Raw genomic sequence first — 22,932 nt, 5'->3', positions numbered from 1 at the left:
TTTGTTCCTGAAGGTTTTTTACGAAGTTATTCAATGGGTAAAGCTGTGGTGTACTTAATCTGTTCCATGGCGAAGCTTGAGGTGACGTCTGATAAGCCCGGGACGCTGTTCACCAGCCGCTTGTAGAAGTCATCATAGCGCTTCATATCTGCCACCTGGACGCGCATCAGGTAATCGTACTCGCCGGCCATTCGCCAGAAACCGAGCACCTCGGGCATCTCAGAGACCTGAGTAACAAAGCGGCAATACCACTCGCTGCTGTGGTGCTGGGTTTTAATCAGCACAAATGCCGTTAACCCAAGCCCCAGTTTTTCGGGATCGAGCAGCGCGACGCGCCCCAGCAAAATGCCATCATCTTCGAGCTTCTTAAGGCGCTTCCAGCACGGTGTGGTGGTCAGATTAACGGCATCTGCCAGCGCCTGCAAAGAGAGGGTACAGTCACTTTGCAGCAAGGAAAGGAGCTTACGGTCAATTTTATCTAGCATACCCACCTCACAGAGAAAATTTTTCTCCCTTCATTCTATTTTAAAGGCCAGATAGCAACAATTTTTTCTGTGCTTTTCGCTATGCTGGGCACAAAATGACAAACGGATAATTACGATGAATAGCACCTGGGTTAAACATGCCATCAGCGAAATCAATGCCGACTACCAGCGTTCGGCGGATACCCACCTGATCCGCCTTTGCCTGCCGGGATTTGACGGTATTCAGCTCTATCTGAAGGATGAAAGCACCCATCCGACCGGCAGCCTGAAGCATCGCCTGGCGCGCTCACTGTTTTTATACGGTTTATGTAACGGCTGGATCAAAGAAGGCACTCCCATTATTGAATCCTCGTCCGGTTCAACCGCCGTGTCCGAAGCCTATTTTGCCCGCCTGCTGGGCCTGCCGTTTATCGCGGTGATGCCCTCCTGCACTGCAAAACGCAAAATCGAGCAGATCGAATTTTACGGTGGTCGCTGCCACTTCGTTGAGAGTGCCTGCGAAATCTACGCCGCCTCTGAAATGCTGGCCCATGAGCTCAACGGCCACTATATGGACCAGTTTACCTTCGCCGAACGCGCAACGGACTGGCGCGGCAATAACAACATCGCTGACAGTATTTTCCGCCAGATGACCCACGAGCCGCACCCCGTGCCGTCGTACATTGTGATGAGCGCCGGTACCGGTGGTACCTCAGCCACCATAGGACGCTACATTCGCTGTCAGGGCTACGATACCCAACTGATGGTGGTTGACCCGCAAAACTCGGTGTTCCTCGACTACTGGCAGAGCCGCGATGCCGATCTTCGCAGCCCGTCAGGCAGTAAAATTGAAGGAATTGGCCGCCCGCGCGTAGAACCGTCATTCATTCCGGATGTAGTGGATGAAATGCTGCGCGTGCCGGATGCCGCCAGCGTGGCAACCGCACACTGGCTGGAAACCCAGCTTGGCCGCAAAGTCGGGGCATCGACAGGCACCAATATGTGGGGCGCACTGCATCTGGCGGCACGCATGCGTGAGGAAGGGCGTACCGGCTCCATCGTCACGCTGCTGTGCGACAGCGGCGAGCGCTACCTTGAGACCTACTACAATGCAGAATGGGTACAGGCTAACATCGGCGACATCACGCCGTGGAAAGTGCAGATTGCACAGCTGCTGAAATAAAAAAAAGCCAGACCGACGTCTGGCTTGCTGGAAGGCGCTCGCTATTCGGGGGAATAAGGGAGGTTGTTGTTGTCCAGCCAATGAGTCAAAAAATGGGACACCGCTTCGTTACCGCAGTGTCCGATAACGGGCAGATGAGGAAGCTCGGCAATCAGCTGCGGCATCGCATTCCCCATAATCAAGCCGCGCCCCACGCTGCCCAGCATCTCTCGGTCATTCATGGCGTCGCCAAATGCCATACAATCCTGCAGCGTTAAGCCCAGATGGTCGCTCAGTACCGCCAGGGCGGAACCTTTGTTACAGCCCACGGGTAATACTTCCAGACAATCTACCGCCGAGAAGGTCAGATGCGCCCGGTTGCCGAGCGCCTCATTTAACTGGATGCGCAGGCGTCGCAGATCGTCGTGATCGCCACAGAAGCAGATCTTGGTCACCGCGTGGGCGGGGATCCGGCGCAGATCGATAAGCTGATATTTAAAACCGCTATAGACATGCGCATGCAGTAACTCGGGGATTTCGCTTCCGGTAAACCAGCCTTGATCGTTAAAAACGTGGACACTGGCCTGTGTGTCCCAGGTGCTGTGCAGGACGATATCCGCCACTTCCGGGTTAAGATCCTGACGGTGCAGTACCTCCCCTTCGACGGTGTGAATGCGCGTTCCGTTTCCGGTGATCAGAAAAGCATCAAGAGAAAACGCGCCCAGTAAATGGCGCATCTCCAGAACATGTCGGCCGGTGGCAAATGTCAGAGTGACATCTCGCTCGCGCAGGCGCTTCAGGGCACTCAGCGTTTTCTCTCCCAGACGGTGATCCGGCATTAACAGCGTGCCGTCCATATCAAATGCAGCGAGGCGGGCCATGATGACTCCTGAAATGTGATGCGATTAGCTTGTGCATCAGTATCAGGTGAGATATACGGAAGTAATAGTGAATAGATGATAATTATTGTTCCGGGTTTCTATGCGTCAGCTTAACCGTCTTAACCAGTATCACCGTTTATGGCAGCCATCCGAAGGTGCGACGCAGCAGGTCACTATCAGCGAACTGGCAGCCCGCTGTTTTTGTAGCGAGCGGCATGTCCGAACGCTGTTGCGTCAGGCTCAGGAGGCGGGCTGGCTGAGCTGGCGCGCGCAGTCTGGTCGCGGCAAGCGCGGCGAACTGACGTTCCATGCCACCCCGGAGTCGCTGCGCAATATGATGATGGAAGAAGCGCTGAAGAGCGGACAGCAGCATAACGCGCTGGAGCTGGCCCAGCTTGCGCCTGACGAGCTGCGTTCGTTATTGCATCCGTTTTTGGGTGGGCAATGGCAAAACGACACGCCGACGCTGCGCATCCCCTACTATCGCTCGCTGGAGCCGCTTCAGCCGGGATTTTTACCGGGCCGGGCCGAACAACATCTGGCAGGACAGGTGTTCTCAGGCTTGACGCGATTTAACGGTAACAGCAGTGAACCCACCGGCGATCTGGCGCATCATTGGGAGGTCTCTGCTGACGGGCTGCGCTGGCATTTCTATATTCGCTCCACGCTGCACTGGCATGACGGCGATAAAATAGAAACGGCGCAACTCCAGCGAAGCCTGACGGCGTTGTTAGCGCAGCCCATCATGCGCACGCTTTTTCAGAGCGTCTTGTCTGTCGAAACCACACATCCGCAATGTCTGACGTTTGTTTTACATCAACCGGACTACTGGCTGGCGCACAGGCTGGCAACCTACTGTAGCCGTCTGGCGCATCCCGATCGCCCGGTCGTCGGCAGTGGTCCCTTCCGGCTGACTCTCTTTGAGCCAGACCTGGTACGCCTGGAAAGCCATGAGCAGTACCACCTGAGTCATCCGCTGCTTAAGGCCATCGAGTACTGGATCACTCCCCAGCTTTTTGATTACAGGCTGGGTACCAGCTGTCGCCACCCGGTGCAAATCGCCATTGGCGAGGCCGATGAGCTCGAAAGCCTGCGGCTGGTGAGCAGCAGCACCAGCCTGGGCTTCTGTTATCTCACGCTGAAACAGAGCGCGCGGCTGAGTGAGATCCAGGCAAAGCGGCTGATTAATATCATTCATCTCTCCAGGCTTCTGCACACGCTTCCGCTCAACGAAGGGCTCATCACGCCAACTCATGAACTGCTTCCCGGCTGGACAATCCCGGAATGGCCTGATTTGACGGACATTGCCCTCCCTGAGGCGTTGACGCTGGTTTATCATCTGCCCGTTGAGCTTCACACCATGGCCAGCCAGCTGAAGGAGTACCTCGCCCTGCAGGGTTGTGAATTGACCGTCATCTTTCACGACGCGAAGACGTGGGATGGATGCCAGCAGCTTGCCGATGCAGACATCATGATGGGAGATAAGCTGATTGGCGAAGCGCCAGCGTATACGCTTGAGCAGTGGCTCCGCTGTGATGCACTTTGGCCGCATGTGTTAAGCGCACCGGCTTACGCCCATTTGCAAGCCACGCTGGATGCGGTGCAGGCCCAAGCCGAGTCCCGGGACCGACACGCGGGGCTGCAAGCCATTTTCAGCCGCTTAATGGAGAACGCCGTGTTGACGCCGCTCTTTAATTATCAGTATCAAATCAGCGCGCCGCCAGGCGTAAACGGGATACGCCTTAACACCCGCGGCTGGTTTGATTTTACCGAAGCCTGGCTGCCTGCCCCCAAATCGTGAAGAAGCTGGTCGCCGCCGTAGCCAGGCGGTAACATAACGTTTTTACCGTAACTGTTGAGATGATTTATGAAACGTGCCGTCGTCGTGTTCAGCGGAGGACAAGACTCTACTACTTGCCTGGTTCAGGCCCTTCATCAGTATGATGAAGTTCACTGTGTGACCTTCGATTATGGTCAGCGCCACCGCGCTGAAATCGACGTTGCCCGTGAACTGGCCCTCAAACTGGGGGCACGCGCGCACAAGGTGCTGGACGTTACGCTGTTAAATGAACTGGCTGTCAGTAGCCTCACCCGCGACAGCATTCCTGTACCGGATTATGAACCCGATGCCAGCGGCATTCCGAATACCTTCGTACCGGGCCGCAATATTCTGTTTCTGACCCTGACGGCGATCTACGCCTACCAGGTGAAAGCCGAAGCGGTAATCACCGGCGTATGCGAAACAGACTTCTCCGGCTACCCGGACTGCCGTGACGAATTCGTGAAAGCATTAAACCATGCCGTCAATCTGGGCATGGCGAAAGAGACGCGCTTTGAGACGCCGTTGATGTGGCTGGATAAAGCCGAAACCTGGGCCCTGGCGGACTACTGGGGCAAGCTGGATCTGGTTCGCAGTGAAACCCTCACCTGCTATAACGGCATCAAAGGCGACGGTTGCGGCCAGTGCGCGGCCTGTAATCTTCGCGCTAACGGGCTGAACCACTATCTGGCCGATAAAGTCGGCGTGATGGCCGCAATGAAGCAAAAGACCGGGCTTAAATAACGCTACTTAACCGTGCTGTCGAACAGTTTTACGCCGGCAGCACGAGTCACTTTCATTAGCGTCGTCAGCGTTGGGTTGCCGTTGTCAGATAAGGTTCGGTATAACTGTTGGCGGGACAGACCGGATTTGGCAGCAATTTCACCTATGCCACCGCGGGATTCGATAACACGTCTTAGCGCGATTAGGTATGCAGGGATTCCCTGGTCTTCATAAATCTCATCCAACGCAACCTGCAGATATAGCTGAGCGTAGGAAGGGTTTTCGCGAAGCATTTTTACGACGGCTTCATCGTGACTGACGGAGCTAGAGAATTTTCGTTCGCTTTTGCTCATCGGATTTCTCCTTTTGATGGTCATTCCAGTAATCAATTGCCAGTTTCACATCGGTCCTTTGACTCTTTTTGTCACCCCCAATCAGCAACAATAGGATCTCCCGATGTTGTACTGCAAAATAGATTCGATATCCGGGACCACAATCAATTTTCAATTCCCAGATACCATCTCAGAGATACCGGTAATCGCCGAAGTTCCCTTTCTCTGCACGGTCAATTCGCAAAAGAATCCGAAACACTAATTCCGGATCCTTTCGCTTCATCTTCGCTACCCACTCCTCAAATGGCACTTTTCCGTCACGGGTACGGTAGCGTTCAACAACGTAGTCCCTGTCCATGATTCTATCCCTGGAAAAACGTTTTGTCTTTTATAAAAGACAAAATTTCTAAACGATCATCAACTCCAGCTTCTCCCGCAACGCCCCTTCCAGCGGCAGCGCCTTCTGGGTTTTCAGATCGATACAGACAAAGGTGATCAGTGCATCAGCCACCACCTGCCCTTCAGGATCGAGCGTCACCACCTGGCTTAATACACCACTCTTGCCGTTGAGCTGTTGCACCTGACTGGTCACCGTGAGCACATCGCCCAGCACGGCCGGGCGGCGGTAGTTGATGTTGATATTGACGACCACGAACGCGATGTTATGCGCGGTCAACCACTGAAAGCTTTCGCTGTTTTCCAGCCCGTCCCAGCGCGCTTCTTCAAGGAACTCAAGATAGCGGGCGTTGTTAACGTGCTGGTAAACATCAAGGTGGTAACCGCGTACTTTGATTTTTGTCTGCATAGCGCAATAGCCTTTACTGTTGTTATAGGATCAGAGGTCATAACTGGTATGACCTCTTTATCCTGGCAAATTATCGCCGCAGTGCAAGTAATTGTGAGATTACAACGTCAGGTGTGAGAGGTTACGCTCCACCAGCGCGCTGCCCATGCCCGGCACCTGTTTGAGGTCGTCGACAGTTTTGAAAGGACCATACTCTTCGCGGTAGCTGACGATGGCCTGTGCTTTTTTCAGGCCGACACCGTTCATTGCGCGGGCGAGATCTTCCGCAGAGGCCGAATTGATACTGACCCGCGTACCGTCATCATCCGCCGTTTTACCGGCATCAGCCGCTTTGGATTGCCCTTGCACTGACGCTGAGGCGTCAGACTTGCTCTGCACCGTCTGTGCTTTGGCTGCGGGCGTCGCGGCCAGCGCGCTCGTGGTCATCCCGGTGGTGGCAATAGCCAGCGCAATTAACAGTGATTTGATTCCACATTTCATGCTGTTTTCTCCTTGTTTGTTGACAGCCACGTCACGATAGCCGCCCGGACAAACAGCTACAAACAGCAAATTGCAGAAATGGAAAAGGCCGCGAAAGCGGCCTTTAGTTTTTGCAGAGCGTTACGAAAATCTGCGAGCAGAGACGTAATTATTGCTGCTGAGTCATCACATCGCCCAGCTTGATTTTGGCATCTTTACGCAGGTTGCTCATCATGGCTTCGAAAGCAATCTGAGCATTGTTCTGGGTAATGCCCTGAACCATCGCCTTCTTCTGCGCTTCTGGCAGGGTACCGGCTTTTACTTCGTCCAGCGCCAGCAGAACAACGTTACCCTGCATATCGGTGGTGGTGCCGAAGCTTGGTTTGTCCTTCGCTGGCAGAGTCAGGCCAAACGCAGCCTGGCTGATGGGGTCCTGACCGGTACGGCTCAGCGTTTTCGCTTCACCGAAGCTCAGGCCTGCCGCTTTCAGCGCATCGTCTTTGCCCGCTTTCAGATCAGCCAGAATCTTCTCAGCATCCAGTTTCGCCTGCTGTTCCGCTTTGTTGTGCTTAACCTGAGCGGCAACCTGATCCTTCACTTCTGCCAGCGGTTTGACCGCTTCCGGCTTGTGCTCGCTGACGCGCAGCACGAACGCACGGTCACCGTCGACGGTAATGATGTCAGAGTTGCTGCCTGGCGTGCCGTTCTCGCCCACCAGACCACCGTTAAAGATGGCGTCTGAAACCGGTTTAAAGTTCAGCTCTTCCGGCAGGTTGTCACGACCAAACCAGCCCGTCTCAACCGCTTTCACCCCAGCAGCATGCTCAGCACCCGCCAGCGATTCGTTGTCGTTGCTGGCGGCATCGCTCACCTTCTGTTGAAGTGCGTAGTAGGCATCCAGCGCTTTTTCCTGTTTCACTTTCGCCGCGATATCATCACGAACGTCAGCCAGCGGCTTGGTTTTCGCCGCGGTGATGTCGTCCAGACGCGCGACCAGGAAACCAACGGAAGACTTAATGACACCAGAAAGCTGGCCTTTCTCTTTCAGACCCGCATTTTTCAGTTCGTCCGGCGTGGTTGCGTCTTCCAGCCAGCCCATATCACCGCCGTTTTTGGCAGAGATAATATCGGTGGATTTTGCTTTCGCGAGGGTGGCGAAATCAGCCCCTTTATTCAGCTCATCCAGTACCGCTTTGGCGTCAGCCTCGGTTTTAGTCTGAATCACGCTGTAGCGGTTACGCTGCGGCTGAGTGAACTGATCCTGATGCTGATCGTAGTAGGACTGAATTTCTGTATCAGACGCCGTTTCCTGCAGCCCGGCAGCATCCAGCTTGATGTAGCTCACGCGGAACTGCTCTGGAGAAACGAAGGTATTTTTGTTCTGCTCGTACCAGGCGTTCAGTTCCGCGTCGCTGACCTGCTGTTTAGCCGCCAGGGCGTTAACATCAATGGTCGCTTCACGGACAACGCGCTGCTGCGCCACCAGCGCGGCAAGCTCTTCCGTCTCACCTTTGAGCATGAAATCGGTGCCCACAACGGCATTGATAAGCTGCTGAGTGGTCAGTTGGTTACGCAGCGCCTGAGCGTATTGGTCTGCCGTCATGCCCATCTGGTTGACGATGCTATTGTAACGGGCGTTGTCGAATTTACCGTTTGACTGGAATGCCTGAGTGGCGAAGATCGCTTTTTTCACCTGCTCATCGCTGATGCCAAGACCCAGCTTTTTGGCATACTGATCCAGTAACGCTTCGTCGATAAGACGGTTGAGCGTCTGTTGGCGCAGGGTCTTCATATACCCTTCATTCGCCGCCAGTTCAGAGAATTTGTCGCCCAGCTGTTGCTGCATACGGTTACGTTCACCGGCAAAAGCATTCTCGAACTGACCACGGCTGATCTCCTGGCCATTCACTTTTGCGGCATAGTTCGCGCCACCGCCAATAAGGTAACTGCTCACGCCGGTCAATATGAACGACACGATAATGATACCGAAAATAATCTTGAGCACGAGACTGTTAGCAGCCGTGCGTAAGCTGTCCATCATGGTGTAACAACACTCCGCTGTAGGTGACTGGTTACCTGACGCTGACGGAAAATCCTGCCCGTCGCGCGTAAAGGCGTATTGTGACAAGAAAACGGGGCGATTGTCAGCCCACAACTCGCATAAACTCGCACAAATCAGGTCTGGACAAACAAAAAAGGCACATCAAATGATGCGCCCTTGTACTTTCCGGCTTCCCTGAAACGGGAAAGCAATCAATTTACTGCGTCTTTCAGCGCTTTACCTGCACGGAAACCCGGCACTTTAGCAGCAGCAATGGTGATCTCTTTACCGGTCTGAGGGTTGCGGCCAGTACGGGCAGCACGCTCTTTAACAGCAAAAGTACCGAAGCCTACCAGTGCAACGTCGTCTCCAGCCTGCAGAGATTCAGTAACAGAAGCAATTAATGCATCTAACGCACGTCCAGCTGCAGCTTTAGAAATATCAGCACCAGCAGCAATTTTGTCAATCAGTTGAGATTTATTCACTGTTCTCTTCCTCTCTTTATAATTTATATCGCGTCTGAGTCCTTCACAACGCGACCGCGCAGCAGTTATATCAGGCCTGCCATGACCTTACAACACCCGTTGTTGATGGCTGACCTAATCAGCAATCTAAATTAGCTATACAAAAAAAGGCTGGCAAGTGCGAAATGCCTTACCAGCCTTGTTTTTATTGACGCTCTTTGCGCGAGGTCACTATTTTGCGGTTACAACCTGCATTCCGGACGGTTCATTCTGCAATGCGAGAGTAAGAACTTCCTCAATTCGCTTAACAGGATGAATCTGCAGATCGGCAATTACGTTGTCCGGAATCTCTTCCAAATCGCGTTTATTCTCGTAAGGAATCAATACGGTTTTGATCCCACCACGGTGTGCCGCCAGCAGTTTTTCTTTTAACCCGCCGATAGGCAGAACCTGACCACGCAGAGTGATTTCACCGGTCATTGCAACATCAGCGCGTACCGGGTTGCCTGTCAGACAGGAGACCAGCGCCGTACACATGGCAATACCCGCGCTTGGACCATCTTTCGGCGTCGCCCCTTCCGGGACGTGAACGTGGATGTCGCGTTTTTCGTAGAAATCCGGGTTAATACCCAGTTTTTCCGCGCGCGCGCGCACCACGGTCAGCGCCGCCTGAATGGACTCCTGCATCACTTCACCCAGCGAGCCGGTGTAGGTCAGCTTGCCTTTACCCGGCACACAGGCGGTTTCGATGGTCAGCAGATCGCCGCCCACTTCCGTCCATGCCAGACCGGTCACCTGGCCTACGCGGTTTTCGTTATCCGCACGGCCATAGTCAAAGCGCTGAACGCCCAGGTAGGCATGCAGATTGTCGCCGTTGATCACAATGTGTTTCAGGCTCTTATCCAGCAGCAGCTGTTTCACCGCCTTGCGGCACAGTTTAGAGATTTCACGCTCAAGGCTACGCACGCCCGCTTCACGGGTGTAATAGCGAATGATGCCGATAATCGCGCTGTCCTCGACGGTCAGTTCGTTGGCTTTCAGTGCGTTACGCTCAATCTGTTTCGGCAGCAGGTGCTGTTTCGCGATATTCAGCTTCTCGTCTTCGGTGTAACCGGAGAGGCGGATCACTTCCATACGGTCCAGCAGCGGGGCCGGAATGTTCATGGAGTTGGAGGTTGCCACGAACATCACATCGCTCAGGTCGTAGTCCACTTCCAGGTAGTGATCGCTGAACGCCACGTTCTGTTCTGGATCAAGCACTTCCAGCAGTGCAGAGGCCGGATCGCCACGCATGTCCGAAGACATTTTGTCGATCTCATCAAGCAGGAACAGCGGGTTTTTAACGCCCACTTTCGCCATCTTCTGGATCAGTTTACCCGGCATAGAACCGATGTAGGTACGACGGTGACCGCGGATTTCCGCTTCATCGCGTACGCCACCCAGCGCCATACGGATATACTTACGTCCGGTCGCTTTGGCGATGGACTGTCCCAGAGAGGTTTTACCCACCCCCGGCGGTCCTACCAGACACAGAATTGGGCCTTTGATTTTGTTTACACGGCTTTGTACCGCGAGGTACTCAAGAATGCGGTCTTTCACGCGTTCCAGGCCGTAGTGGTCGGTATCCAGGATCTCCTGCGCCTGACGCAGGTCTTTTTTGACCTTGCTGCGGGCGTTCCACGGAACCTGCACCATCCACTCAATGTAGCCGCGTACGACGGTTGCTTCAGCCGACATTGGAGACATCATTTTCAGCTTCTGCAGTTCTGCTTCGGCTTTCTCTTTCGCCTCTTTCGGCATCTTCGCCGCGTCGATTTTACGCTTCAGCGCTTCGTTTTCGTCCGGCGCGTCGTCCATCTCGCCGAGCTCTTTCTGAATCGCTTTCATTTGCTCATTCAGATAGTACTCACGCTGAGATTTCTCCATCTGCTTTTTGACGCGGTTGCGAATACGTTTCTCAACCTGCAGCAGATCGATTTCAGACTCCATCATCGCCATCAGGTATTCCAGACGTTCGTTAACGTCGGACATTTCCAGCACGGACTGTTTGTCAGCCAGCTTCAGCGGCATGTGTGCTGCGATGGTGTCCGCCAGACGCGCAGGATCGTCGATGCTGTTCAGCGACGTCAGCACTTCTGGTGGGATTTTTTTATTCAGCTTGATATAGCCTTCAAACTGGCTAATTGCGGTGCGCACCAGCACTTCCTGCTCGCGCTCATCAAGCTCAGGCGAATCAAGGTACTCTGCCTTGGCAGAGAAGTGTTCGCCGTCATCTGACAGAGTGGTAATACGCGCACGCTGCAGCCCTTCGACCAGCACCTTCACGGTGCCGTCAGGCAGCTTCAGCATCTGCAAAATAGAGGCCACGGTCCCGACGGTGAAAAGATCGTTTACACCCGGCTCATCCGTCGATGCTTCTTTCTGCGCCACCAGCATGATTTTTTTATCATGATCCATGGCGGCTTCGAGGCAACGGATAGATTTTTCCCGCCCTACAAACAAGGGTATGACCATGTGCGGATAAACCACCACATCGCGCAACGGCAATACGGGGATTTCAATGCGTTCAGAACGCTCAGGATTCATAGAGCTCTCTCTTAGTTTAGTGTCCGCCAGGTAAGCTGGTCATGTCACTGTACTTCACATAACCATTAACATGTATCCAGTATATGGGGATGTTTCCCACACATTCAACGCTATGAATACGGAAAAAGTAAAGGGGAGATAAAATCCCCCCTTTTTAATTAACTGCTTGTATGATTTGGTGAATTATTCGCCAGATGCCTGCTGGGCTTCCGGTTTACCGTAAATCAGCAGCGGCTTGGTTTGGCCGCTGATTACGGACTCGTCGATAACCACTTTCTCAACATCTTCCATCGACGGCAGATCGTACATGGTGTCGAGCAGCGCCGCTTCAACGATTGAACGCAGACCACGCGCACCGGTTTTACGGATCATCGCTTTCTTAGCAATCGCATCAAGCGCTTCGTCACGGAATTCCAGGTCAACCCCTTCCAGATTGAACAGCGCCTGGTACTGCTTGGTCAGCGCATTTTTCGGCTCTTTCAGGATCTGAATCAGCGCCTCTTCACTCAGCTCATTCAGCGTTGCCACAACGGGCAGACGGCCAATGAACTCAGGAATCAGACCGAATTTGATCAGATCTTCAGGTTCAACCTGCGAAAGCAGTTCACCTTCGTTCGGTTTTTCGGACGAGGCTTTTACCGTCGCGCCGAAACCAATGCCGGAGCCGGTTTCAACACGGTGGGAAATGACTTTATCCAGACCGGCAAACGCACCGCCACAGATGAACAGGATCTTGGAGGTATCAACCTGCAGGAACTCCTGCTGAGGATGCTTACGCCCCCCCTGCGGTGGAACGGCGGCAACCGTACCTTCGATCAGCTTCAGCAGCGCCTGCTGCACGCCTTCACCCGACACGTCACGGGTGATGGACGGGTTGTCTGATTTACGGGAGATCTTGTCGATCTCATCAATATAAACAATGCCGCGCTGTGCTTTCTGTACGTCGTAATCGCACTTCTGCAGCAGTTTCTGAATGATGTTCTCAACGTCTTCACCCACATAACCGGCTTCGGTCAGGGTGGTGGCATCGGCCATGGTAAACGGAACATCCAGCAGGCGCGCCAGGGTTTCCGCCAGCAACGTTTTACCGGAACCCGTCGGTCCGATCAGCAGGATGTTACTTTTACCCAGTTCTACGCCATTACTGGTGTCGCCGTTACGCAGACGTTTGTAGTGGTTATATACCGCTACCGCCAGCACTTTCTTCGCCTGCTCTTGTCCGATGACATAGTCGTCAAGGTGATGACGAATTTCATGCGGCGTTGGCAATGCGCTACGCTCACGGTGCGGCGCAACTTCTTTAATCTCTTCGCGAATGATGTCGTTACATAAATCAACACATTCGTCGCAGATATACACGGACGGCCCGGCAATCAGTTTACGCACTTCATGCTGGCTTTTGCCGCAAAAAGAGCAGTACAGCAGTTTGCCCGAACCATCTTTGCGTTTATCTGTCATGAGTCCAAACCTCTTTTTAAGTTCTTTGTGCCGCACATGACGACGCAAATGCCATTCTAAGACGCGTACTGCTTAAAGCAGCGTGCCGCCCTACCTTAGTATAGCGGCACACTCGCGTCGCGGGCATCAATTACGATGGGTCAATACGGAGTCGACTAAGCCGTACTCAACTGCCTCTGGAGCAGAGAGGAAGCGATCGCGCTCGGTATCGCGCTCGATCTGCTCGAGAGATTGACCTGTATGCTGCGCCATAAGTTCATTCATGCGCGCTTTTACTTTCAGAATTTCGCGGGCGTGGATTTCGATATCCGTAGCCTGCCCCTGGTAACCACCCAGCGGCTGGTGAATCATCACACGGGAGTTAGGCAGGCAGAAACGCTTACCTTTCGCCCCTGCGGTTAACAGGAAGGCACCCATGGATGCAGCCTGACCCATACAGATCGTGCTGACATCTGGCTTGATGAATTGCATGGTGTCATAAATGGACATACCCGCCGTAATCACACCGCCTGGCGAGTTGATGTACAGGTAAATGTCTTTTTCCGGGTTTTCCGCTTCCAGGAACAGCATCTGCGCTACGATCAGGTTAGCCATATGGTCTTCTACCTGGCCGGTCAGAAAGATAACGCGTTCCTTGAGCAGACGGGAATAGATATCGAAAGAACGCTCACCACGTGAGGTCTGTTCAATAACCATTGGCACCAGCGCCATATGGGGTGCAAAGTTATCTCGTTCGCCACTGTATGACATTTCCGTCTCCTGGTTCAAAATTGAAAACACCTGCTGTACTGATTGTAACCTTATGGACGGATTATCAGCCAGTCTCAATCATCGTGATTACATACTTATGGGGTTCGCCACGCCCTATTTCAAGCATAACAACCTTTTGTTGTAACGCTAACACTGAAAGGGCGTTTTAGCACCCTTCCAGGACTAAAGCTGCGATAAAAAAAACCCGTCGCCGGAGGGCAACGGGTTTTTTGGTCAAACTTTAAACCGTTAGGGCGTTATTACGCCTGCTGGTTCATCAGTTCGTTGAAAGAGGTCGCTTTTTCGGTCACTTTCGCTTTCGCCAGAACCGCTTCAACAGCCTGCTCTTCCAGTGCGACGTTGCGCATGTTGTCCATCAGCTCTTTGTTCTTACCGTAGAACTCGATCACTTCTGATGGATCTTCGTATGCGGAAGCCATCTCTTCGATCAGGCCTTTCACGCGCTCTTCGTCAGCTTTCAGCTCGTGGGTACGAATCACTTCGCCCAGCAGCAGGCCAACAACAACGCGACGTTTCGCTTGCTCTTCAAACAGCTCGCGTGGCAGTTCCATCGCTTGCTGCTGGTTGCCACCGAAACGCTGTGCAGCCTGACGGCGCAGCACGTCGATTTCGCTGTCGATCAGGGCTGCAGGAACGTCGATGTCGTTCGCTTTCACCAGACCTTCAATCGCCTGAGATTTCACACGGTTACGAACAGCACCGTTCAGCTCGCGCTCCATGTTTTTACGCACTTCGGTACGCAGGCCAGCAACTGAACCATCTTCCACGCCGAAACGCTTGATGAATTCTTCAGTCAGTTCTGGCAGTTCGCGCTCTTCCACTTTCTTCAGGTTGATCACGAACTTCGCTGCTTTACCTTTCAGGTTTTCAGCGTGGTATTCTTCAGGGAAGGTCACGTCGATAGTGAACTCTTCGCCAGCCTTGTGGCCTTTGATACCGTCTTCGAAGCCTGGGATCATACGACCCTGGCCCATTGCCAGTACGAAGTCAGACGCTTTGCCGCCTTCGAACTCTTCGCCGTCTACAGAACCGGTGAAGTCGATGGTCACACGGTCTTCCGCGTCAACAGCGCCTTCTTTCTCTTTCCAGTTCGCCTGCTGCTTGCGCAGGGTGTCCAGCATGCCGTCAACATCTTCGTCAGTCACAGAGACAATCGGTTTTTCAACTTCGATAGATTCCAGACCTTTCAGCTCAACTTCCGGGTACACTTCGAACTCTACGGAGTAAGTGAAGTCTTCGCCCAGTTTGTATTCGCCTGGAACGTAGTTTGGCGCGCCGGCCGGATTGATTTTTTCTTTGATGATCGCATCAATAAAGTTGCGGCTCATCAGTTCACCCAGCACATCCTGACGCACAGAGGCGCCATAACGCTGAGCAACAACATTCATTGGAACTTTGCCCTTACGGAAGCCGTCAATACGTACTTTTTTTGCTACGTTGACCAGCTCGCTTTTCACAGCAGTTTCGATGCTGTCAGCAGCGATAGTAATCGTTACACGGCGGCCAAGGCCTTGAGTGGTTTCAACTGAAACTTGCATCTTGTTACCTCAAAAAAATCACAGTGCTCGGTCAACTCTGAATCTGTCTGTTATACCGGGATGCTCTCTTAGTGCAGATTCACATTCCCTGTCGCCAGAATCATCCCGAAGACATTCAATAAGACGCGGCATTATAGCGGCATCACTTAGGTGAGTCGAGAACGGTTGGGGCATGTTGCTGCGGCTTTTTTCACACTTTAAGGCTATTTTTAGCCTTAAAATCGCTCCATCCGCTCAAAACTCAGACAAAACAAAACGGCCCGGAGGCCGTTTTGAGGAAATCTGTAAGCAACATACTGGAAAAGCTCCAGCCGTTGCAAATCCGATTTATCAGGCGATGGTGCCTGCACCGCGACACGGCGGTGATGCGAAAACCGTATCCTGCAAGCCTTCCCATTCCTTAATGGTATAGGTATGCAGTGCCAGCGCATGCACGGTGGTGGAGAGTTCTTCCGTCAAGGTGCTGTAGATCAAGCGGTGTCGGTTCAGGAAACGTTCTCCCGTGAAGCGATCGCTAACCAGAACCACTTTAAAGTGGCTTTCAGAACCTGCCGGCACGTTATGACGATAGCTCTCGTCGACGACTTCGAGGAACACAGGGTTGAACGCTGCCCTTAATTTATCTTCTATCTGCTCACGTATCATCATGAAATTACTCCTCCGACAACGCCAGGATGTCACCCATCCCTTTAAATGTTAGCCGCTTTTACCGTTTCCATTACACCTTGACAACAAATATTTAGCTTTCGTCTGATTTTCTCATTCAAACGAATGAAGTTCACTGCGAGACTCATACCTTTCATCATTCGCGAGAGGGGAAATTGGGTAAGCTGGTCAGTTTTCGGACAAGGCGATGAATTTACATGCGTTGACCACTTCCCCTCGCCGTTGGCGATGTTATGATGACGGCAATTTTTCTCTTTATATGCTTACGATTCGTTGAGAACCCGAAAATGTTAAAAAAACTCCTCTTTCCGTTGGTAGCCCTTTTTATGCTGGCAGGCTGTGCAACCCCGCCTACCACCATTGATGTCTCACCAAAAATTACGCTGCCTCAGCAGGATCCAAGCCTGATGGGCGTCACCGTGAGCATTAACGGTGCCGATCAGCGTCAGGACCAGGCTCTGGCAAAAGTGACCCGCGATAACCAGCAGGTAACCCTGACCGCGTCCCGCGACCTGCGTTTCCTGCTGCAGGAAGTGCTTGAGAAGCAAATGACCGCTCGCGGCTATATGATTGGCCCAAGCGGTGCGGTTGATCTGCAGATCATCGTTAACAACCTCTACGCAGACGTGTCTCAGGGCAACGTGCGTTACAACATCGCGACCAAAGCGGATATCGCCATCATTGCTACCGCGAAAAACGGTAATAAGATGACCAAAAACTACCGTGCGAGCTACTCTGTCGAAGGCGCGTTCCAGGCATCGAATAAAAATATTGCTGATGCGGTTAACAGCGTGCTGACGGATACCATTTCCGACATGGCGCAGGACACCAGCATCCACGACTTCATCAAGCAGAACGCACGTTAATCCTGCCGACTGACCCGGTGCTTCACCGGGTCAGTTCATAAGAACATGTCCAGCCATTACTTACGCATTTTCCAGCAACCGAAATCAGCGATTCTGCTGATCCTCGGCTTTGCCTCGGGTTTACCTCTCGCGCTCACCTCCGGCACGCTTCAGGCGTGGATGACGGTCGAGAATATCGACCTTAAAACCATCGGTTTCTTCTCGCTTGTCGGTCAGGCCTATGTCTTTAAGTTCCTGTGGTCTCCGGTCATGGATCGCTACACGCCACCTTTCCTGGGACGTCGTCGCGGCTGGTTAGTGATGACGCAAGTCTTGCTGCTGCTGGCCATTGCGGCGATGGGTTTTCTTGAGCCCACCACACAGCTTCGCTGGATGGCCGCGCTTGCGGTCGTGATTGCCTTCTGTTCCGCCTCCCAGGATATTGTCTTTGACGCCTGGAAGACGGACGTTTTGCCTGCGGAAGAGCGCGGCGCCGGTGCCGCAATCAGCGTGCTGGGCTATCGCCTCGGGATGCTGGTCTCCGGGGGACTGGCACTGTGGCTGGCTGACCGTTACCTCGGCTGGCAGGGTATGTACTGGCTGATGGCCGCCCTGCTTATCCCGTGCATTATCGCGACGATCTTTGCTCCCGAACCAAGTGATGTCATTCCGGTCCCCCGCTCGCTGGAGCAGGCCGTGGCCGAACCGCTGCGCGACTTTTTTGGTCGCAACAATGCCTGGCTGATCCTGCTGCTCATCGTCCTTTATAAGCTGGGGGATGCGTTTGCCATGAGCCTGACCACCACCTTCCTGATACGCGGTGTCGGTTTTGATGCCGGTGAAGTGGGTGTGGTAAACAAAACGCTGGGACTGTTTGCGACGATTGTGGGCGCGCTGTATGGCGGCGTGCTGATGCAGCGCCTGACCCTGTTTCGCGCGCTGCTGATTTTCGGCATCCTTCAGGGAGCCTCTAACGCTGGCTACTGGCTGCTGTCGATTACCGACAAACATATGATCAGCATGGCCGCGGCGGTGTTCTTCGAGAACCTCTGCGGCGGCATGGGCACCGCGGCATTTGTTGCCCTGTTGATGACGCTTTGCAATAAATCATTTTCCGCTACGCAGTTTGCGCTGCTCTCGGCGCTCTCTGCCGTGGGTCGCGTGTACGTTGGACCGATTGCGGGCTGGTTCGTGGAAGCCCACGGCTGGCCAACGTTTTATCTCTTCTCTGTCGTGGCTGCCGTGCCGGGAATTTTATTGCTGCTGGTCTGCCGTCAGACGCTGGAATATACGCAGCGGACCGAACACTTTATGCCGCGCACCGAATATCATACCGCCTACCGTTTTGCGTTACGTCTGTTAATGGTGGGCTGCGTTGCTCTGGCACTCTGGCTTGTGGTGCTGATTATTAACGCCAGCACGTCACTGGCAATCCCGTTCGAAGCGCTTCTGCTGGACGCTGGCGCCCTGCTGGCTATTGCCGGGATCCTGACCGGGGGTCTGCTCGATTTCATGGCGTTGCGTAAAACGCAGATGACCTGAAGAAAAATGCGAAAGGTTATTTCCCGTTGTAATCACTAACCGAAATTATAACGGCGAAATAGCCAGCGGCCCCCCAAAAAAAATATTTGTTGTTTTGTGCGGGATAGGATTTGGAAATTATTGGCTCCAGTTCCAAAACGCTATTTTTCATTAAACGATTCAGCATCCGATAGTTTGATTTTTCGTTTTTTAGATGTCTTTTTATTGATAATTAATTGTTAATTTTTTGTTTATTTTTAACAATGGTTATACCAATTGCCCCTTTTAGGGTATGCTTGGGGGTCCTTTCGTTATAAAGCCCACGCCATGCGGCTTCTGTCATAAAAACCGACATAATTTGCAACACTTGTGACACGTGCGGCAGAACCCGGTAACACCTTCCTGACACAGGCCTAATGATGTTTACAGTAATGTAACCTTCCCGTAAAATGCCCGCACACTTTAAACGCCACCAGACTCCGTGGAATTGAGGTCGTTAAATGAGACTCGGGAAATACAATAAAAGTTTGGGATGGTTGTCATTATTCGCGGGCACTGTATTACTCAGTGGCTGCGATTCTGCACTACTAGACCCCAAAGGACAGATTGGACTGGAACAACGTTCACTGATACTGACGGCTTTTGGCCTGATGTTGATTGTGGTTATTCCTGCCATTTTGATGGCTGTTGGTTTCGCCTGGAAGTATCGTGCGAGCAATAAAGATGCGAAGTATAGCCCTAACTGGTCACACTCCAATAAAGTGGAAGCTGTGGTCTGGACGGTACCTATCCTGATCATCCTGTTTCTTGCCGTACTGACCTGGAAAACCACTCACGCACTTGAGCCAAGCAAACCACTGGTTCACGATGAGAAACCTATTACCATTGAAGTGGTCTCCATGGACTGGAAATGGTTCTTCATCTATCCAGAGCAGGGTATTGCTACCGTGAATGAAATCGCCTTCCCGGCGAACACTCCGGTTCAGTTCAAAGTGACCTCCAACTCCGTAATGAACTCCTTCTTCATCCCACGTCTGGGTAGCCAGATCTACGCGATGGCCGGCATGCAGACTAACCTGCATCTGATCGCGAATGAAGCAGGCACCTATGATGGTATCTCCGCCAGCTATAGCGGCCCGGGCTTCTCAGGTATGAAGTTCAAAGCTATTGCAACGCCAGACCGTGCCGCTTTCGACCAGTGGGTTGAAAAAGCGAAGCAGTCTCCAAACACCATGTCTGACATGGCGGCGTTCGAAAAAGTGGCTGCACCTAGCGAATACAACAAGGTGGAGTACTTCTCTAATGTGAAACCTGATTTGTTCAAAGATGTCATTGGCAAATTTATGGATCACGGCAAGAGCATGGACATGACCCAGCCTGAAGGCGAGCACAGCGCGCATGAAGGTATGGAAGGCATGGACATGAGCCACGCGGAAACCGCTCACTAAGGGGCCGAGGAAGAAAATGTTCGGAAAATTGACACTGGATGCAGTGCCCTACCATGAACCGATTATCGTGGTTACGGTGGCTGCAATTATCATTGGTGGCGCGGCCTTACTGGCCTTGATCACTTACTTCGGTAAGTGGAGCTACCTGTGGAACGAGTGGCTGACTTCGGTTGACCACAAAAAACTCGGTATCATGTACTGCATCGTCGGTATCGTCATGTTAATTCGTGGCTTTGCGGATGCGATCATGATGCGTAGCCAGCAGGCACTCGCTTCTGCGGGTGAAGCCGGCTTCCTGCCGCCGCACCACTACGATCAGATCTTTACCGCTCACGGCGTTATCATGATCTTCTTCGTAGCGATGCCGCTGGTTATCGGTCTGATGAACGTGGTCGTTCCGCTGCAAATCGGCGCGCGCGACGTGGCGTTCCCGTTCCTGAACAACCTGAGCTTCTGGTTCACGGTTGTCGGCGTTATCCTGGTTAACCTGTCACTGGGTGTGGGCGAATTCGCACAGACCGGCTGGCTGGCATACCCGCCGCTATCAGGAATTGAGTACAGTCCGGGCGTTGGCGTTGACTACTGGATCTGGGCGCTTCAGCTCTCCGGTGTCGGTACCACCCTGACCGGTATCAACTTCTTCGTGACCATTATCAAGATGCGTGCCCCTGGCATGACCATGTTCAAGATGCCGGTATTTACCTGGGCATCTCTGTGCGCCAACATCCTGATTATTGCCTCTTTCCCAATTCTGACCGTCACCATCGCGCTGCTGACCCTGGACCGCTACCTGGGCACCCATTTCTTCACGAATGATATGGGTGGCAACATGATGATGTACATCAACCTGATTTGGGCCTGGGGTCACCCGGAAGTGTACATCCTGGTTCTGCCTGTCTTCGGTGTGTTCTCCGAAATCGCGGCAACCTTCTCGCGTAAACGTCTGTTTGGTTACACCTCTCTGGTGTGGGCAACCGTGTGTATTACCGTTCTGTCGTTCATCGTTTGGCTGCACCACTTCTTCACCATGGGTGCGGGCGCGAACGTAAACGCCTTCTTCGGTATCACCACCATGATTATCGCCATCCCGACCGGGGTGAAGATCTTCAACTGGCTGTTCACCATGTACCAGGGCCGTATCGTGTTCCACTCAGCGATGCTGTGGACCATCGGCTTCATCGTGACCTTCTCCGTAGGTGGGATGACCGGTGTACTGCTGGCGGTACCAGGTGCTGACTTCGTTCTGCACAACAGTCTGTTCCTGATTGCGCACTTCCATAACGTTATCATCGGTGGCGTGGTCTTCGGCTGCTTCGCGGGCGTAACCTACTGGTGGCCAAAAGCGTTCGGCTTCACGCTGAACGAGAAATGGGGTAAACGCGCGTTCTGGTTCTGGATCATCGGCTTCTTCGTGGCATTTATGCCGCTGTACGTGCTGGGCTTCATGGGTATGACCCGTCGTCTGAGCCAGCAGATCGATCCGCAGTTCCACCCAATGCTGATGGTTGCTGCGGGCGGTGCGGTGCTGATTGCCTGCGGTATCGCGTCTCAGCTGATTCAGTTCTACGTGTCTATTCGCGACCGCGATCAGAACCGTGACCTGACCGGTGACCCATGGGGTGGCCGTACGCTGGAGTGGGCGACCTCTTCTCCACCGCCTTTCTATAACTTTGCCATCGTGCCGCAGGTTCATGAACGTGACGCATTCTGGGAAATGAAAGAAAAAGGTGAAGCGTACAAGCAACCTGCTCATTACGAAGAGATCCATATGCCGAAAAACAGCGGTGCGGGCATTGTCATTGCCGCCTTCGCTACGGTATTTGGTTTCGCAATGATCTGGCACATCTGGTGGATGGCGATTGTTGGCTTCGCTGGCATCGTAATCAGCTGGATTGTGAAGAGCTTTGACGAGGACGTGGACTACTACGTACCAGTCCGTGAAGTTGAAAAGCTGGAAAATCAGCATTTCGACGAGATTTCTAAAGCGGGGCTGAAAAATGGCAACTGATACTCTGGCGCACTCAACTGCCCACGCGCATGAACATGCGCACCACGATACAGGACCGACCAAAGTCTTCGGTTTCTGGATCTACCTGATGAGCGACTGCATTCTGTTCTGCTGTCTGTTCGCGACCTATGCCGTTCTGGTGAACGGCACAGCGGGCGGCCCGACCGGCAAGGACATCTTTGAACTGCCGTTCGTTCTGGTTGAAACCGCACTGCTGTTATTCAGCTCTATCACCTACGGCATGGCGGCTATCGCCATGTACAAAAACAACAAGAGCCAGGTTGTCTCCTGGCTGGCGTTGACCTGGCTGTTTGGTGCTGGATTTATCGGGATGGAAATCTATGAATTCCATCACCTGATTATGGAAGGCTTTGGTCCGGATCGCAGTGGCTTCCTGTCCGCGTTCTTCGCGCTGGTCGGTACCCACGGCCTGCACGTGACCTCGGGTCTGATCTGGATGGCAGTACTGATGTTCCAGATCTCCCGCCGCGGCCTGACCAGCACTAACCGTACCCGTATCCTGTGCCTGAGCCTGTTCTGGCACTTCCTGGACGTGGTGTGGATCTGTGTGTTCTCTGTTGTCTATCTGATGGGGGCGATGTAATGAGTCATTCTAACGATCATGGCGCTTCCCATGGCAGCGTAAAAACCTACATGACAGGTTTCATCCTGTCGATCATCCTGACGGTGATCCCGTTCTGGATGGTGATGAGCGGTTCTGCGTCTAAACCGGTTATCCTGGGAGCAATCCTGGTGACCGCGGTGATTCAGATTCTGGTGCATCTGGTTTGCTTCCTGCACATGAACACCAAGTCCGATGAAGGCTGGAACATGACGGCCTTTATCTTTACCGTGATTATCATCGCTATCCTGGTAGTCGGTTCCATCTGGATTATGTGGAACCTCAACTACAACATGATGGTTCACTAAGAGCGGCGAGT

The 22,932-nt window shown here is 53.0% G+C and carries 23 protein-coding genes; 9 read left to right on the top strand and 14 right to left on the bottom strand.

Annotated features, from left to right (window positions below; all coding sequences use genetic code 11):
* Positions 1 to 26: 26 nt before the first annotated feature.
* Positions 27 to 485: an Lrp/AsnC family transcriptional regulator gene (locus G0034_RS04995; protein WP_008503307.1), complete on the bottom strand. Its 459-nt coding sequence runs from the start codon at positions 483 to 485 to the stop codon at positions 27 to 29.
* Positions 486 to 600: 115 nt separating this feature from the next.
* On the opposite strand from G0034_RS04995, the gene G0034_RS04990 reads away from it, so the two are divergent.
* Complete coding sequence (locus G0034_RS04990; RefSeq protein ID WP_179120566.1) at positions 601 to 1,647, top strand: PLP-dependent cysteine synthase family protein; 1,047 nt, start codon at positions 601 to 603, stop codon at positions 1,645 to 1,647.
* A gap of 41 nt (positions 1,648 to 1,688) precedes the next feature.
* Here G0034_RS04990 and cof read toward each other — a convergent pair whose 3' ends face one another.
* Positions 1,689 to 2,507: an HMP-PP phosphatase gene (gene cof / locus G0034_RS04985; RefSeq protein WP_014882783.1), complete on the bottom strand. Its 819-nt coding sequence runs from the start codon at positions 2,505 to 2,507 to the stop codon at positions 1,689 to 1,691.
* 100 nt (positions 2,508 to 2,607) lie between these two features.
* Between cof and G0034_RS04980 the strand changes: the two genes are divergently transcribed.
* Together G0034_RS04980 and queC are read left to right on the top strand one after the other, a co-directional pair.
* Positions 2,608 to 4,308 carry an SgrR family transcriptional regulator gene (locus G0034_RS04980; protein ID WP_014882782.1) on the top strand — a complete coding sequence of 567 codons (1,701 nt, stop codon included), beginning with the start codon at positions 2,608 to 2,610 and terminating at the stop codon, positions 4,306 to 4,308.
* A 66-nt stretch (positions 4,309 to 4,374) separates the two neighbouring features.
* The gene (gene queC / locus G0034_RS04975) at positions 4,375 to 5,070 is read left to right on the top strand and encodes a 7-cyano-7-deazaguanine synthase QueC (protein WP_023332238.1); all 696 of its coding nucleotides are present in this window, start codon (positions 4,375 to 4,377) and stop codon (positions 5,068 to 5,070) included.
* Positions 5,071 to 5,072: 2 nt separating this feature from the next.
* On the opposite strand, the gene G0034_RS04970 is transcribed toward queC, so the two are convergent.
* The 12 genes from G0034_RS04970 to bolA all read right to left on the bottom strand — a co-directional run bounded on the left by G0034_RS04970 (position 5,073) and on the right by bolA (position 16,151).
* A complete protein-coding gene (locus G0034_RS04970) occupies positions 5,073 to 5,402 on the bottom strand; it encodes an addiction module antidote protein (RefSeq protein WP_014882780.1) in 330 nt (109 codons plus the stop codon).
* Positions 5,374 to 5,565, bottom strand: coding sequence for a type II toxin-antitoxin system RelE/ParE family toxin (locus G0034_RS23275; protein WP_286079248.1), 192 nt, complete (start codon positions 5,563 to 5,565; stop codon positions 5,374 to 5,376). The genes G0034_RS04970 and G0034_RS23275 overlap by 29 nt, the downstream gene beginning before the upstream one ends.
* A gap of 6 nt (positions 5,566 to 5,571) precedes the next feature.
* Positions 5,572 to 5,739, bottom strand: coding sequence for a type II toxin-antitoxin system RelE/ParE family toxin (locus G0034_RS23270; protein ID WP_286079233.1), 168 nt, complete (start codon positions 5,737 to 5,739; stop codon positions 5,572 to 5,574).
* A 48-nt stretch (positions 5,740 to 5,787) separates the two neighbouring features.
* Positions 5,788 to 6,186 (bottom strand): YbgC/FadM family acyl-CoA thioesterase, encoded by a 399-nt coding sequence (locus G0034_RS04960; protein WP_014882778.1) that lies wholly within the window; start codon positions 6,184 to 6,186, stop codon positions 5,788 to 5,790.
* A 99-nt stretch (positions 6,187 to 6,285) separates the two neighbouring features.
* On the bottom strand, positions 6,286 to 6,666 hold the full coding sequence (locus tag G0034_RS04955) for a helix-hairpin-helix domain-containing protein (RefSeq protein ID WP_047344471.1): 381 nt from the start codon (positions 6,664 to 6,666) through the stop codon (positions 6,286 to 6,288).
* A gap of 148 nt (positions 6,667 to 6,814) precedes the next feature.
* A complete protein-coding gene (gene ppiD, locus G0034_RS04950) occupies positions 6,815 to 8,686 on the bottom strand; it encodes a peptidylprolyl isomerase (RefSeq protein WP_179120565.1) in 1,872 nt (623 codons plus the stop codon).
* A 212-nt stretch (positions 8,687 to 8,898) separates the two neighbouring features.
* Entirely contained in the window at positions 8,899 to 9,171 is a 273-nt protein-coding gene (gene hupB / locus G0034_RS04945) for a nucleoid-associated protein HU-beta (protein ID WP_002444653.1), read from the bottom strand.
* A gap of 210 nt (positions 9,172 to 9,381) precedes the next feature.
* Positions 9,382 to 11,736 (bottom strand): endopeptidase La, encoded by a 2,355-nt coding sequence (gene lon / locus G0034_RS04940; RefSeq protein WP_014882775.1) that lies wholly within the window; start codon positions 11,734 to 11,736, stop codon positions 9,382 to 9,384.
* A 183-nt stretch (positions 11,737 to 11,919) separates the two neighbouring features.
* Positions 11,920 to 13,194: an ATP-dependent protease ATP-binding subunit ClpX gene (gene clpX / locus G0034_RS04935; RefSeq protein ID WP_014882774.1), complete on the bottom strand. Its 1,275-nt coding sequence runs from the start codon at positions 13,192 to 13,194 to the stop codon at positions 11,920 to 11,922.
* A 126-nt stretch (positions 13,195 to 13,320) separates the two neighbouring features.
* Positions 13,321 to 13,944, bottom strand: coding sequence for an ATP-dependent Clp endopeptidase proteolytic subunit ClpP (gene clpP / locus G0034_RS04930; RefSeq protein ID WP_014069126.1), 624 nt, complete (start codon positions 13,942 to 13,944; stop codon positions 13,321 to 13,323).
* 260 nt (positions 13,945 to 14,204) lie between these two features.
* Entirely contained in the window at positions 14,205 to 15,503 is a 1,299-nt protein-coding gene (gene tig, locus G0034_RS04925; RefSeq protein WP_014882773.1) for a trigger factor, read from the bottom strand.
* Between the two features lie 330 nt (positions 15,504 to 15,833).
* The gene (bolA, locus tag G0034_RS04920) at positions 15,834 to 16,151 is read right to left on the bottom strand and encodes a transcriptional regulator BolA (RefSeq protein WP_013095855.1); all 318 of its coding nucleotides are present in this window, start codon (positions 16,149 to 16,151) and stop codon (positions 15,834 to 15,836) included.
* A 305-nt stretch (positions 16,152 to 16,456) separates the two neighbouring features.
* Between bolA and G0034_RS04915 the strand changes: the two genes are divergently transcribed.
* The 6 genes from G0034_RS04915 to G0034_RS04890 all read left to right on the top strand — a co-directional run bounded on the left by G0034_RS04915 (position 16,457) and on the right by G0034_RS04890 (position 22,921).
* A complete protein-coding gene (locus tag G0034_RS04915) occupies positions 16,457 to 17,035 on the top strand; it encodes a lipoprotein (RefSeq protein WP_179120564.1) in 579 nt (192 codons plus the stop codon).
* 45 nt (positions 17,036 to 17,080) lie between these two features.
* Positions 17,081 to 18,556: a muropeptide MFS transporter AmpG gene (gene ampG, locus G0034_RS04910; protein ID WP_047344473.1), complete on the top strand. Its 1,476-nt coding sequence runs from the start codon at positions 17,081 to 17,083 to the stop codon at positions 18,554 to 18,556.
* Between the two features lie 479 nt (positions 18,557 to 19,035).
* Positions 19,036 to 19,983, top strand: a complete 948-nt coding sequence (cyoA, locus tag G0034_RS04905) for a cytochrome o ubiquinol oxidase subunit II (protein WP_014882770.1) — start codon at positions 19,036 to 19,038, stop codon at positions 19,981 to 19,983.
* 16 nt (positions 19,984 to 19,999) lie between these two features.
* On the top strand, positions 20,000 to 21,991 hold the full coding sequence (gene cyoB / locus G0034_RS04900; protein ID WP_014168864.1) for a cytochrome o ubiquinol oxidase subunit I: 1,992 nt from the start codon (positions 20,000 to 20,002) through the stop codon (positions 21,989 to 21,991).
* Positions 21,981 to 22,595 carry a cytochrome o ubiquinol oxidase subunit III gene (locus tag G0034_RS04895; protein ID WP_008503324.1) on the top strand — a complete coding sequence of 205 codons (615 nt, stop codon included), beginning with the start codon at positions 21,981 to 21,983 and terminating at the stop codon, positions 22,593 to 22,595. Before cyoB ends, G0034_RS04895 begins: the two co-directional genes overlap by 11 nt.
* On the top strand, positions 22,595 to 22,921 hold the full coding sequence (locus G0034_RS04890; RefSeq protein ID WP_006176899.1) for a cytochrome o ubiquinol oxidase subunit IV: 327 nt from the start codon (positions 22,595 to 22,597) through the stop codon (positions 22,919 to 22,921). Before G0034_RS04895 ends, G0034_RS04890 begins: the two co-directional genes overlap by 1 nt.
* Positions 22,922 to 22,932: the final 11 nt, after the last annotated feature.

It is taken from the genome of Enterobacter sp. T2 (genome assembly GCF_010692925.1).
In the GTDB taxonomy this organism is placed as follows: domain Bacteria; phylum Pseudomonadota; class Gammaproteobacteria; order Enterobacterales; family Enterobacteriaceae; genus Enterobacter; species Enterobacter kobei.
This window is presented reverse-complemented; position numbering and strand designations above follow the sequence as displayed.